The sequence below is a fragment of the Streptomyces prunicolor genome, assembly GCF_045162825.1.
GTDB lineage: Bacteria > Actinomycetota > Actinomycetes > Streptomycetales > Streptomycetaceae > Streptomyces > Streptomyces prunicolor.
Genome location: NZ_CP108676.1, coordinates 8,217,558 through 8,230,987, shown reverse-complemented (window position 1 = coordinate 8,230,987; position 13,430 = coordinate 8,217,558). Strand labels below are relative to the sequence as shown.

Annotated in this window: 9 protein-coding genes; 1 reads left to right on the top strand and 8 read right to left on the bottom strand. The window is 70.1% G+C overall.

Annotated elements, in window-relative coordinates; genetic code table 11:
* Nucleotides 1–18 precede the first annotated feature (18 nt).
* The 8 genes from OG588_RS37760 to eccD form a co-directional block, all read right to left on the bottom strand.
* On the bottom strand, nt 19–375 hold the full coding sequence (locus OG588_RS37760; RefSeq protein WP_405951131.1) for a hypothetical protein: 357 nt from the start codon (nt 373–375) through the stop codon (nt 19–21).
* Nucleotides 376–382: 7 nt separating this feature from the next.
* Nucleotides 383–832, bottom strand: coding sequence for a YbaB/EbfC family nucleoid-associated protein (locus tag OG588_RS37755; RefSeq protein WP_019065058.1), 450 nt, complete (start codon nt 830–832; stop codon nt 383–385).
* The gene (locus OG588_RS37750) at nt 829–3,945 is read right to left on the bottom strand and encodes an AAWKG family protein (RefSeq protein WP_405951130.1); all 3,117 of its coding nucleotides are present in this window, start codon (nt 3,943–3,945) and stop codon (nt 829–831) included. Before OG588_RS37750 ends, OG588_RS37755 begins: the two co-directional genes overlap by 4 nt.
* A gap of 100 nt (nt 3,946–4,045) precedes the next feature.
* The gene (locus tag OG588_RS37745) at nt 4,046–4,498 is read right to left on the bottom strand and encodes a type VII secretion system-associated protein (RefSeq protein WP_366099435.1); all 453 of its coding nucleotides are present in this window, start codon (nt 4,496–4,498) and stop codon (nt 4,046–4,048) included.
* Between the two features lie 121 nt (nt 4,499–4,619).
* Complete coding sequence (locus OG588_RS37740) at nt 4,620–4,943, bottom strand: WXG100 family type VII secretion target (protein ID WP_019065060.1); 324 nt, start codon at nt 4,941–4,943, stop codon at nt 4,620–4,622.
* A 66-nt stretch (nt 4,944–5,009) separates the two neighbouring features.
* Nucleotides 5,010–5,348: a hypothetical protein gene (locus OG588_RS37735; RefSeq protein ID WP_019065061.1), complete on the bottom strand. Its 339-nt coding sequence runs from the start codon at nt 5,346–5,348 to the stop codon at nt 5,010–5,012.
* A gap of 221 nt (nt 5,349–5,569) precedes the next feature.
* The gene (eccB, locus tag OG588_RS37730) at nt 5,570–7,192 is read right to left on the bottom strand and encodes a type VII secretion protein EccB (protein ID WP_405951129.1); all 1,623 of its coding nucleotides are present in this window, start codon (nt 7,190–7,192) and stop codon (nt 5,570–5,572) included.
* A gap of 511 nt (nt 7,193–7,703) precedes the next feature.
* The gene (eccD, locus tag OG588_RS37725; protein WP_405951128.1) at nt 7,704–9,104 is read right to left on the bottom strand and encodes a type VII secretion integral membrane protein EccD; all 1,401 of its coding nucleotides are present in this window, start codon (nt 9,102–9,104) and stop codon (nt 7,704–7,706) included.
* A 371-nt stretch (nt 9,105–9,475) separates the two neighbouring features.
* Here eccD and eccCa point away from each other — a divergent pair, with 371 nt between their 5' ends.
* Nucleotides 9,476–13,417, top strand: coding sequence for a type VII secretion protein EccCa (gene eccCa / locus OG588_RS37720; protein WP_405953305.1), 3,942 nt, complete (start codon nt 9,476–9,478; stop codon nt 13,415–13,417).
* The last annotated feature ends 13 nt before the right edge of the window (nt 13,418–13,430 follow it).

The following is a 13,430-nucleotide window of genomic DNA, read 5'->3' as shown; positions in this document are numbered from 1 at the left end:
CAGGGGCGGTCCGCCGCGTCAGTGCTTTCCGTTGTGCGAGCCACTGTCGGTGTCGCCCGTGCTCGAGTCGTGGATGGCGTCCAGTACGCCGTTCTGGGTGCCCAGCACGCTCTTGAGGTTGGTGAGGGTGCCGTCGCCGATGCTGACGATGGCCTCGGACAGGGACGAGCCGGTCTGGACGGAACCCTCCCGCTGTTGTTTCTCCTGCGGCCGCATCTGGTTCGCGAAGTCGTCGTCGTGTCCGGGCCAGCCGGAGGTGGACGACACGTCCGTGATGAACTCGCTGATCATCTCATTGGCCAACTGGCTGATCTGCTCGATCTGCCGGGTGCCGGCGACGAGCGCGGGCGGGCTGGCGGAGTAGGCGTTCGACATCTTCTTCTCAGTCCTCCGGATCTTCGCTGATCTCGTCGCGGAGCCGGCCGGCCCCGCGCCGTCGGCCGCCCTTGGGGCCCTCCAGGACACCGGGGCCGAAGATCTTGTTCCAGTCCACGTCGAAGCCGGTGATCTCGGGTGCCTCGGGGTTGGCCTTGGTGAAGGGCTCGAAGGTGGCCATGACGTGCCGGGCCATCCGGGCCCGGGCCTCCTGCACCGCCTCCAGCACGCTCGCGGAGAGCTGACCGGCGGGCATCGTGCGGTACTTGTCGTCCAGGAAGGTCAGCTTGCGCAGGTCGCCCTGCGCGCTGACGGTCACCTCGACCGCGCGGTCCGCCGAGCGCACCGTGCTCTCGGCGTGCGCGAGTTCGCCCTCGGCGCGCGCCACCGCGGCCTCGGTGGCCTCCAGTTCGGCCACCGCCTTGGCCAGCCGCTGCTCGATCGACTCGTGGCTCATCGGCCGATCACCGCCGGTGAACCGCCCTCGTCCGTGCCCCAGACGTCCTCGTCCTCGGTGAGCCAGGCGTCGCGGGCGCGGTCGCCGCTCTCCGTGGAGCGGCCGTTCTGGCCGGCGCCGTTGTTGCCGGGACCGCCCACCGGGTACGGGGCGCTGGACGTGGTGGGCCGGGTCAGCACGATGTCCTCGTCCTCGTCCACGGACGCGGCCCGGTTGTTCCGGCCGCGCCGGGTGGAGGTGTTGGAGGGGTCGGTGAGGACGGCCCGGGTGCGCTCGGTGGTGCCGCCCTGTCCGCCGCCGCCTCCTCCTCCTCCGCCCATACCGCCGCCCATGCCTCCCATGCCGCCCATCCCCATCGGGTTGAGCGGGGTGCCGCTCGACGCGCTCTGCTCTCCGGTGGAGGCGGCGAGGGAGGCGGTGTCGAGGGCGTCGGAGCGCAGCGGGCCGCCAGTGTAGGGGGTGCTGTCGTAGTCGTCGTAGCCGCTGTCGAGGCCCGAATCCAGGCCGCTGCCCGAGGTGTTGAGACCACCGCTGCTCAGTCCGCCGCTGTTGAGCCCGGTCGTGTTCAGGCCGCTTGTGTTCAGACCGCTCGTGTCGAGGCTGCTGCCGTTGTTCAGACCGCTCGTGTCGATGCCGCTGCCGTTGAGGTTGCTGGTGTCGATCGAGGACGAGGGCAGGTCGGTGCCGTCGATGTCGGTGGTGGTCGTGTGGCCCGACGGGTCGGTGGTGGTGAGCTGGCCGGTGTCCGGGTTGAGGGTCTGGACGGAGCCGTCCGGGAACTTGGTGGTCAGCGTGCCGTTGTCGTTCAGGGTGGTGGTCGAGCCGTCCGGGTTGGTGAAGGAGTCGCCCGGGTTGAGATGCGTGGTGGTGACGTTGCCCGAGGGGTCGGTGACGGTGACCTGGCCGGTGTCCGGGTTGAGCGTCTCGGTGGAGCCGTCCGGGAAGTGCGTGGTCAGCGAGCCGTCGGAGTTGAGCTGGGCCGTCGAGCCGTCCGGGGTGGTGAAGGAGCCGTCGGTCGGATTGAGCTGCGACAGCGAGGTGGTGCCGTCCGGGTTGAGCGTGCTGACCTGGCCGGTGGTCGGGTCGATGGTCTGGCTCGTGCCGTCCGGGAACTTGGTGGTCAGCGTGCCGTCGTCGTTGAGCGTGGTGGTCGAGCCGTCCGGGTTGGTGATGGTGGTGCCCGGGTTGAGCTGGCCGACCGAGGTGGTGCCGTCCGGGTTCGTGGTGGTGACGAGGCCGGTCGCCGGGTCGATGGTCTGGGTGGAGCCGTCCGGGAACGTCGTGGTGAGCGTGCCGTCGCCGTTGAGCTGAGTGGTGCCCCCGGTCGGGGAGTTGAGCGTGGTCGAGCCGTCTTTGGTGGAGTCGTTGCCGTTCAGGAGCGACGGGCTGAGGCCGCCGTTCAGGATGGAGCTGGCGAGTTGGCTCGGGTCGGTGCCGTTCGAACCGTCGCCGTTCAGCAGGCTGTCGCTGCCGCCACCGAGGTTGTTGAGGTCGTCGAGCCCGCTGCCGACGTTGTTCAGGCTGTTGCCGAGATCGTCGTTCAGGTTGTTGAGGCTCGAATTCAGGCCGTCGCCGATGTTGTTGAGGCTGTCGTTCAGGTTCGTGTTGAGGTTCGTGCCGAGGTTGTTGAGGCCGTCGCCGAGGTTGTTGAGGTTGTCGTTCAGGCCGTCGTTCAGATTGTTGAGGTTGTCCCCCAGGTTGTTGAGGTTGTCGTTCATGTTGTCGTTGAGGTTGTTCAGGTTGTTGCCGAGGTTGTTGACGTTGTTCCCGAGGTTGTTGAGGTCCTCGTTGAGCTTGTCCTGGTTCTCTTTGGCCTCGTCCTCGGCGATCTCGTTCTCCTCCTTCTGGAGGACCTCGGAGAGCGTCTCGTTGTTCTTGTTCGTGATCTCGTTGGCGAAGGCGTCCTGCACATCGGCCCAGGCGTTCTTCACGGCGCTGAGCGCGTCGATGGACGGCTGTTTGAGCTTGGAGTCCGCGTGGTCCGACCAGCTCTTGACGGCGGCGTCGGCGACCTTCTGCCAGGTGGTCTTCTGGGTGAGGTCGCCGTACTCGGGGACGTTCTGCTTGAACGCGTCGGTGGTCGAATAGGTCGTGACGACGGCCTCGCCCGCGGCGGTGGTCTCCTCCAGCACGTGGTTGATGTTGTTGTTGATGACCCACTGACTGATCTCGTCGAGGATCTTCTTCACGTGGTAGTGCGGGTCGTGCTGGCCGTCCGACGCCCAGTCGCTCCACGCGGCCTGCATCGCGGTGACCGCGTTCTTCAGGGCCAGCTGCGCGGCGGCCAGCGCGTCGCTCAGCTTCGACTTCGGGACGTAGCCGCCGAGGGTGCTGTTGGTCGCCGTGTAGTCGCGGCCGCCCAACTGGGAGACGTAGCCGTCGTAGTTGGTCTTCAGCTCGTCCAGGAGATGCCAGAAGAGGCTGGCCGCCTTGCCCTTCCAGGCCGCCTGGTCCTCGCCGAGCGAGGTCATCCACTGGTTGACGATGTCCGAGTGGTCCTTGAAGAACTGCACCACCCGGTCGAAGGACTGCCCGGTGTTCTCGAAGGAGAGCATGTCGACGGCGTTGGCGTCGACGACCGACATTCCGCTGTAGGAGAAGCCCTGTGTCGAGTACGGCGCCGCCAGCAGGTGGTCGAGGACCAGCTTGCTGCCCGAGATGTACTGGGCCATCGGCCCCGAGTCCCACTGGGTGTGCGAGTACGAGCCCTCGAACGCACCCCCGCTGACGATGTCCCCACCGCTCCAGAGCGTGGCGCGGCCGTTCTCGTCGACGGTGACGCCGATCATCACGATCCGGGCCTTCTTCATCTCCACGCTGTTGTGCTTGCCGTCCCCGCCGGCGTCGTAGAAGGCGAGGTCGTAGTCCTCGCCCGAGTTGACGTGCCAGCCGCCGATCGCCGAGTAGTCGGCCGCGGTCACCGACCGCATGTCCATGCCCGAGATCTCCATCCGGAACAGCTTGAGGTCGCCGAAGGAGTCGTCGCTCTTGCTGCTGAGCTTGGTGAACAGGCTCGACCGGGTCGGGATCGTATAGCCGGTGAAGTAGGTGACGGCCTGGGCGAAGTAGTCGTCCGGGTCGATGGTGGGGGACCCGGAGGGAGGAGTGCTCATGAGGCGGAACTCCGCTGCTGGGAATGTGGGGGCGAGGACGGGGAGGGAGCGGAGTGCGGGGCCCGGGGCTCAGCAGGAGCCGGCGGGCGCCGCACCGGGCTCAGGAGGTCTTCGAGTCGCTGCCGCTCATGTCGCCGTCGACGGTGTCGAAGATGTCCAGCAGCTTCTCGCCGTCGATCTTGTCGAGACTGTCGCCCTGTGTCTTGAGCAGGGTGGTGATCGTCTCGTCCAGCGCGGAGTCGATGTCGTCGAAGAGCGTCTTCTGGCCGGTGAGGATCTTGTCCAGCGCGGTCGCCTGCGTCTTGAGCGCCTCCACGAGCGTGCCCCCGCCGACCGGGTCCGAGCTGTCGCCGCCGTTCATCAGGCCGATGCGCAGGATCTTGGCGAGGCCCTGGGCGGAGCCGGCACCGGTCTCGGCGATCAGGTTCTTCAGGGACCGGACGCCCGCCGGGTTGTCCTTGCGGATCTCCAGCAGATCGCTGATGAAGTCGGCGACGTCGGTGTTCTTGAAGTTCTTCAGCGCGGTCGAGTCGAGATGGGTCAGGTCTGCCATGGATGCCTCCGCGGGCGGAACGCGCCGGCCCTGGCGTAGGGCGCGGCGACGGAACGGGAAGGAGCCTGGACGACCCGCACCGACCGCGAGGAGACCGGTCGGTGCGGTGGAGCCGGCCGGCTCAGCGGCCGATGGTGACCTCGGACCACATCTGGCTGAGCGAGTTCTCGCTGTACTTGTAGCTGCTGGAGATCTCGTTGAGGAGCTGCGAGTGCGAGGTGAGCAGCGTCTCCATGTTCTGCACCGCGCCGTCCCAGGCCGCCTGCTTCTGGCGGTAGGTGTCGGCGTCGTTGCCGTACCAGGTCTTGGACAGCTCGCCGAGTTCCTGCTCAAGGCTGGAGAGCGTCTGGGCGATCGCCTTGGTCTGCGCCACCATGTCGTCCGCGGCGTTCGACATGTGGTTGTAGCTGACGTAGATGACACCGTCGGACAGGTTGTCTGCCACAGCTTGCCTCTCTTACGCGATGGGGGATCGAAGGTGACCGCGAGGTCACGGGGAAGCGGGCGTCGGTCAGCCGGCGAGCTGGTCGAAGGCCGACTGCGACGCGTTGTACGCCTGGTTGATGGAGTCGTTCGAGGAACCCTGGGTCTTGTTGTGTTCCACGAGGCTCTGGTTCAGCCGGTCGATGACGTCCTCGAGGTTCTTGAGGATGACGTTGCACTGGCCGTCCCACTGCGCGAGGAGCTGGCCGTACTGGCCGCCGTCGCTGCCCTGGTAGCCGCTGCCCAGGGTGGAACGGGTGCTGTCGACGTCCTGACGGATCTTCACGATGCCGCTGAAAGCGCTCTCCAGGGCCTGGATTCCGTTCCGGGTCGAACCTTCGCTTGACTGCTGGCCATCTCCAGCCATCGTCCCACCTTTCGTAAGTCGATCTGAGGTACGAGTGCAACTGAGCCTAGATTGACGGTAGTTGCGCTGACAACGAACTGAGGAAGATCTGAGGTTGCCGACAGGTTCCGCTCAAAGGCTTTTACCGGTATGCAACTTGACCGGAACACGCGATTCCGTGGCAGACGGTTCTAGAGCGAATCCGGTTTGGCGTGAACACGATCTCGATCGGCGTGATTTCGTCAGTTCGCCGTTCCCGAGGCCGAGTTGGCGGCCCCTTCGGCTTTCGAGCCCGCCTTCGAGTCCGACGGCGGTACGGCTGCGGAACCACCGCCCGCCGGGACACTCCCGGCGATCGCGGGCAGGCCGGAGCCCACGCCGCCGCCGATTTCGGATCCGCCGCCGGTCCCGGTGCCGCACTGCGTCGCCGCGCCGCCCATGGCCCCGCCCACCGAGCCCGCGTCCGACGCCGCGGCCCGGGCGCTGAGTTCGGGCCCGGTCGGCAGCATCGACAGCAGCGTGGACGGCACCTCCACCGGCGTCGCCCCGCCGTAGCCGAGGGCGGCGAGCGCGCTCGCGTCCGGGATGCGGTACTTCACCCCGTCGTCGCCGACCAGGAACGTGGTGTCGCCGACCGTGCCGCCGGCCGCGCCCAACGCCCGTACCAGCGCGCCGTGTCCGGGCCGCGCCACCACCTGGTCCACCGGCACGCAGGCCGGGGTCAGCGCCGTCGGGTCGGCCTGCGCCGCCGGGGACAGCGCGGTCTCCTGGACCCGTACCGAGGTCACCCTCACCTGTCCGTCGGCCGGGTCGACCTGGGCGCACACCGCCTGCCCCGCCGTCAGCGACAGCGCGCTCGGCGGAGTGTCCGGCAGCCCGGCGACCGACGCGTCCGTGCCGGCCGTCCCCGGTGCCTGGTGGGCGCGCAGGTCGGAGACGTCGAGGGTGACGACGTCCGGGGCCCCGCCGTCGTAGGCCTCCTTGCGGGTGTCCGGATCGCCGAGCAGCAGCGCGGACTGGGTGTCCGTCACCGGGTGCAGGCCGTCCTTCTGGAGGAGGTACTCCTGGTTGCCCGAGCCCGCGACCACGCGGAACACCTGGCCGATCCGGGTGGCCCGGCCGCCCAGTTCGGGCCCGGTCGTGCCGCGGCCGTCGACCTTCGGGGTGGCCAGGTCGGGGCCGGTCACCAGGGCGTCGAGGAAGGCGGCGGACACCGGGCGGGGTGTCACGGGCGCGTAGCCGAGGGACTCCGCGGCGCCCGAGTCCTCGTCCAGCTCGAGGCGGCTGCCCTGCCACACCAAGTAGGTGTGTTTGTCAGGGCCCTTGACCACGAGCGCCGACTTCGCGCCGACGGAGTCCGTCTCCACCGGTGCGCCCGGCACGAGGGTCGTCTGCGCGCCGGAGCCCGTCGAGCAGACCTCCCACGGCGAGGACTCCAGGTCGCCGGTGCCCGGTACGGAGTCGGGGGCGCCGGTGATCCCGACCGGCCGGCCGACCGGCGTGCCCGCCAGCGAATTCGAGCCGACCGACGTGGTCGTCAGGTCGGCGCCGCCGATCAGCATGGCCGAGGCGTAGTTGCGCACCGGGCGCAGCCTGCCGTCGGCGTACAGGTAGCGGGCGCCGGTGTCCTTGTTGACGATCAGGGTGTCGCCGCTGCGCCAGGCGTCGTTGCCGCCCGGCTTGAGCAGCCCGAACACCAGCGCCCCGCCGCAGAACAGCACCCCGACGATCACCCCGACCAGGGCGCCCCGGCTGGTACGGCTCAGCGGGCTCTCCGGTGCGTCCGGGTCGGCGAGCAGCATGCCCGAGGTCAGGCGGCCCATCATGAACGTGTGCGCTTGCACCTGGTCGCGCTTCGACCGCACGCTTTCCTCCCGGCTGGTCGTTCAGCTTCTTGTTCGCTCGGCTGTGCCCGGACCCTGCTCACGGATCAACGGGCCGATCGGCCCGTGACACCGCGTCCGGTTCCTGCTCTCGTTCGACATTCGACATTCGACATGCCCGGCCCGCGCTCGCGGACCACCGGTCCTCGAACCGGCCCGGAACGACGGCCAGTTCACCCGATCCTCGTCACGGACCGGCGGGCGAATCCGCCCGCACTCCGCTTCCGGCCCCCGTCCCGTTCCGCGTGCCCCGGACCTGCTCGCAGACCGACGGTTCTCCAACCGGACCGGAACGGCGGCCAGTTCACCCGGTCCCCGTCACGGAACGACGAGCGAGTCCACCCGCGCCCCGCTTCCGTCTCCCGTCCCGCTCCGCGGGCCAGGGACCTGCCCGCGAACCGGCGGTTCCCGGACCGGTCAGGACCGATGGTCGCCAACCAGCCCGCGCCGGGAGCCAGTTCACCCGCTTCTCGTCCGCAGTACCGACACGTGGTCAGCCGAAGATGCCGCGGAGGGTGCCGAAGACGCCCAGCAGCCACAGGGTCAGTGGCAGCAGGGCGATCGCCAGCAGGGAGTGCAGGATCTCCGCCGCGCGCCCCCAGTACGGGACCATGCGCCGTCCCGGTACGGTCCACACCGCGACCGTGAGCGTCGCCGCGACCGCGAGCAGCCCGCCCACCAGCAGGATCCGCTCGGTGTCGGACAGCCGCAGCCCCCAACCGAACGCGAGCAGCAGCAGACCCCACGCGCCCGGCAGCACCAGCACCAGCCGCTGCGCGGTGTTCACCAGACCCCGGCCGTGCAGGAGCAGCAGCAGCGACAGGACCAGCGCGACCAGCAGCGCCGGGAGGCTCGGGCGGCGGGCCAGCGCCACCAGGCAGGCCGAGGAGAGCACGCCCGTCGCGCCGTAGAGCGCGGTCATCCACTCGCCGGCCAGTTCGGTGCGCACGGCGACGTCGTTGCCCCGGTAGGGGTCGATGCCCTCCTGGAGCTGTTCCGCGTTGGTGGGCAGCGCGGGCATCCGCATCCCGGCGAACTTGAACGACAGCGCGGGCACCAGACCGCCCAGCAGCACCGTCAGCGCGGCGACCACACCGGCCGCGCCCGCCACCCGCACGTCGAACACCGTCATCATGACGCCGCCCACCGCCGTCGCGAGCGCCACCAGCGCGGAGGCCAGGAACAGCGGGGTACGGGCCGCGGAGGCCGCGAGGGCCAGCACCGCGCCGCCCGCCCAGGCCGCCGCCGCCCCCAACAGCCGTGCCCCCAGCACCTGGTGGGCCTGGGGACCGCTCAGCTCACCGCCCGGCACCAGCCAGCCCGCGAGCGCGAGTGCCGGGGAGGCGAGCAGGCCCAGGACCACGCCGGTCATCGGGTCGTCCACCGCCCGGCTCGCCGACGCGGCCCCGGCCAGCAGCAGCAGGCCGGTTCCCACGGCGGTGGCCGCGCGCAGCGACGCCGGGGCGCCCGGCAGGGCCAGCAGGACAAGACCGGCCAGCACCGCCACCGCGAGCAGGCCGCGCAGCAGCCGTCTCGCCGCCTCGGGGCTCCAGCCGTGCAGCCGGTCCCGGGTGACCGCGGCGATGCCGTCGACCAGGTCGTCGAGGCGCACCTCGGGCAACGCCTCGGTGCGCGGCCGGAGATGGAGCGCCTCGCCGTCGGTCAGCCCGAGCGAGGCGAGGGTCGCCTCGTCGTCGAGCGGCCGTCCGCCGAGGCGCTGGAGTATCCAGCCGTCGTGTTCGAGACCGGTCTCCTCGGCCTCCTCCCCCGCGTACCGCAGCACCGTGGGCAGCAGGTCGGCGACGGGCACGTCGGACGGCACGGCGAGGTCGATGGTGCGGGCGGGGGCCCGCACGGTCAGATGGCACAGGCCGGTCACGGAAGTGTCGGTCATACCGGGGCTCACGTCTCCTGGACATCGAAACGGGGGCACGCGGCGCGGCGTGCGGGGTGGGGGGAACGAGGGGAACAACGAGGGGACAACGAGGGGACAACGAGGAGAAAACGAGGGAAACAGGGTGCCGGTGAAGCGGGGGGTGACATGGACGTACAGAGTTGACGGGGTGCACACTACTGACACTCCCTACGACTCGTGTCAACGGGAGCCCCCACCAACGGTGTTGACAGCGTCCTCCACCGTGCCAGTACCGAGGCCAGTTTCGGTGCATGCCCCCACATGCCGCCGCGGTGCGCGAAGTCCGTTAGGAGCCCCAAGCGTTGAGCGTGGTCCTGTTCCGTCGTCCGGCCCGCCGTCGCGGACCCGACATGCCCGCCGGCGAGTTGGTCCTCCAGGAGCCGCCGACCCTCATGGAGACCGTCCCGGACACGTCCGCGGTGTGGACGTATCTGCCGATGGCGATGATGTCGGTCTCGATGATGATGATGTTCATGCGGTCGGGCGGACAGTCCAGCGGCATCTTCATGTACATCGCGCTCGGCATGATGGTGATGGCCGCCGGTGCGATGATGATCGGTCAGGTCATGCGCAAGGCCGGCGACCGCAAGCAGCGGCTGCGCGGCGAACGCCGGGACTATCTGCGGTACTTGGCGCAAAGTCGACGTACGGTGCAGCGTGCCGTGATCGAGCAGCAGCTCGCCCTGGCCTGGCGGCATCCCGAGCCCCGGGTGCTGCGCACCATGGTCCGCACCACGCGGCTGTGGGAGCGCCGGGTGAAGGACGAGGACTTCGGCGAGGTGCGGATCGCGGTCGGCGACCAGCAGCTCGCCATGCGGCTGACTCCCGTCTCCAGCAAGCCCGTTGAGGACCTGGAACCGCTGTGCGCGCACGCCCTGCGCCGCTTCATCCGCGCCTACAGCACCGTTCCCGGTCAGCCCATCGCGCTGTATCTGCGGTCCTGGTCACGGGTGTTGGTGCACGGCGACCACGACTCCGCCCGCGGGATGCTGCGCGCCGCGCTGGCCCAACTGGCCCTGTTCCACCCGCCGGAGGAGCTGTGGATCGCGGTCTGTGCCGCTGACGAGGTACGCGCCGAGTGGGAGTGGGTGAAGTGGCTGCCGCACAACCAGCACCCCCAGGAGACGGACGGCGCGGGCCCGTTGCGCATGGTGGCCTCCGCGTTCACCGATCTGGAGGACCAGCTCGGCAGCGAGTTCTCCGAGCGGCCCGCGTTCGACCCCGACGCGGTGCCCGGCCGTGACGAGCCACTGGTGGTCGTCATCGTGGACGGCGCGGCCATCCCGGCGGGCCACCGCTTCGACGGCCCCGGTTACCGCAACGCCGTCGTCGTGGACCTCTCCGACAGCCTCACCTGGCGCCCCGGCCGCACCACGCTGCGCCTCGACGTCTCCCCGGACGCGGTCGCCCTGGTCCGCACCGACCGCAGCCGCAAGGAACAGTCCACCGTGCTGGGCCGTCCCGACCGGGTGGGCCCGGTCGCCGCCGAGGCGCTGGCCCGGCTGATCGCGCCGTACCGGATGACGCTCTCCTCGGACGCGGTCGAACCGCTGTCGAACGACACGGAGTTGACCACGCTGCTCGGCATCGCCGACCTGCACCGGCTCGACCCCGACACGATCTGGCGGCGGCACACCGGCTCGGCCCGACTGCGCGTCCCGGTCGCCGTCGGCGCGGACGGCCGGCCCGTGGAGCTGGACATCAAGGAGTCCGCGCAGGGCGGCATGGGCCCGCACGGCATGCTGATCGGCGCGACCGGTTCCGGCAAGTCCGAGCTGCTGCGCACCCTGGTCCTCGGCCTGGCGCTCACCAACTCCTCCGAGACCCTGAACTTCGTGCTGGTGGACTTCAAGGGCGGCGCGACCTTCCTCGGTCTCGACGAACTCCCGCACACCTCCGCCGTCATCACCAACCTCGCCGACGAGGCCGCCCTGGTGGAGCGTATGCAGGACGCGCTGCACGGTGAACTCATCCGCCGCCAGGAGCTGTTGAGGTCGGCCGGCAACTACACCTCGGCCCTGGAGTACGAGCGGGCACGGGCCGGCGGCGCCGATCTCGCCCCGCTGCCCAGCCTGTTCGTCGTCGTCGACGAGTTCAGCGAACTCCTCGCCTCGCACCGGGAGTTCATGGAGCTGTTCGTGATGATCGGCCGCCTGGGCCGGTCCCTCGGCGTGCATCTGCTGCTCGCCTCGCAGCGCCTGGACGAGGGCAGGATGCACCAGTTGGAGTCGCACCTGTCGTACCGGATCGGTCTGCGCACCTTCTCCGCGATGGAGTCCCGGGGTGTGCTCGGGGTCCCGGACGCTTACGAACTGCCCTCGCAGCCCGGCAGCGGCTACCTCAAGTCCGGCATCGAGGCCCTGACCCGCTTCCGCGCCGCCTACGTCTCCGGCCCCTACCGCAGGCGCGGTGGCGCGGTCGCGCAGGCCCGGGTCGCCACCCAGGTGGTGCCCTGGTCGACCGGGTACATCGTGCCGCGCGCTCCGGCACCGGCCGCGATCGCGGCGCCGGAGCCCGAGGCGGAGGAGGCCGCCGAGAGCCTGCTGGCGGTGGCGCTGGACCGGCTGCGCGACTCCGGACCGCCCGCCCACCGGGTGTGGCTGCCGCCGCTGGACACCGCCTCCCCGCTGGACGTCCTGCTCGGCGGTCTCGCCGAGGACCCGGACCGCGGTCTGAGCGCGTCCCGCTGGGTCGGCGCCGGGAAGCTGCGGGTCCCGGTCGGCCTGGTCGACAAGCCCTTCGACCAGCGCCGCGATCCGCTCGTGGTGGACCTCGCCGGGGCGGGCGGCCATGTCGCCGTCGCGGGCGGTTCACAGAGCGGCAAATCGACCGTCCTGCGCAGCCTCATCATGGCGCTCGCGCTGACCCACACCCCGCGCGAAGTCCAGTTCTACTGCCTCGACTTCGGCGGCGGCACGCTCTCCCAGCTCACCGGTCTGCCGCACGTCGGCGGGGTCGCGGCCCGCCTCGACACCGAGCGGATCAGCCGTACGGTCGCCGAGGTCACCGCCGTCCTCACCCAGCGCGAGCAGTTCTTCCTCGACAACGGCATCGACTCGATGTCCACCTACCGGCGCCGCCGCGCGGCCGGGGAGTTCCCCGACGAACCGCACGGCGACATCTTCCTGGTGATCGACGGCTGGTCGGCGGTCCGGCAGAACTTCGACCAGTTCATCCCCACGTTCAACCAGATCGCCACCAGCGGTCTCAACTACGGCATCCACCTCATCGTCGCGACCGCCCGCTGGCTGGAACTCACCGCCCCGGTCCGCGACCAGTCCGCGACCCGGCTCGAACTCCGGCTCGGCGACACGATGGACTCCGTCGTGGACATCCGCAAGGCGAGCGCGGTACCGCAGATACCCGGCCGCGGTCTGACCGTGGAGACGAAACTCCACTTCCTCTCGGCGCTGCCCCGAGGTGACGGTTCCACCGACCACGAAACCCTCAGCGAGGGCGTAGCGGACCTGGTCGACCGCATCGCCTCCGCCTGGCACGGCCCACGCGCCCCCCAGGTCCGGATGCTCCCGCACCGCCTGCCCGCGGCCGAACTGGCCGAGCCCGAACTCGGCGACGGCGTCAGCCTCAAGCTCGCGCTCGGCCAGGACGAGGAGACCCTCGGCACGGTCTGGCACGACTTCTCCCGCACCCCGCACCTGGTCGCCGTCGGCGACACGGAAAGCGGCAAGACCAACCTCCTCCGGCTGGTCGCGGACGCGGTCATCGCCCGCTACACCCCCGCCGAGGCCCGCATCCTGGTCGTGGACTACCGCCGCGGCCTGGTCGACGCGGTCCCCGAGGAGTACCGCCTCGGCCACGCGGTGGCTCTGGAGGCCCTGAAACAACTGGTCGGCGGCTCGGCGAAGGCCCTCCGCACCCGCGTCCCCGGCCAGGAGATCACCCCGGCCCGCATGCGCCAGGCCGACTGGTGGACGGGCCCCCGCCTGTTCGTCCTCGTCGACGACTACGACATGGTCGGCGGCGGCACGGTCATGGACCACCCCTTCGCCCCGCTCTTCGAACACCTCGCCCTGGGCCACGAGTTGGGCCTCCACGTGGTCGTGGCCCGCTCCGCCACGGGCGCCGGCCGCGGCCTGAACGACCAGCTCCTGCGCCGCCTGGACGAGGTCAACACCCCGGGCATCCTGATGTCCTGCTCCCCGTCCGAGGGCTATGTCTTCGGCAACGTCAAGCCTCGGGTCCTCCCCCCGGGCCGAGCCCTCCACATCGTCCGCCGCAAGCCGTCCCTCATCCAGACGGCACTGGCGGCGGGAGCGGAAGAGGAAGCGTAGGCACTGAACGGAA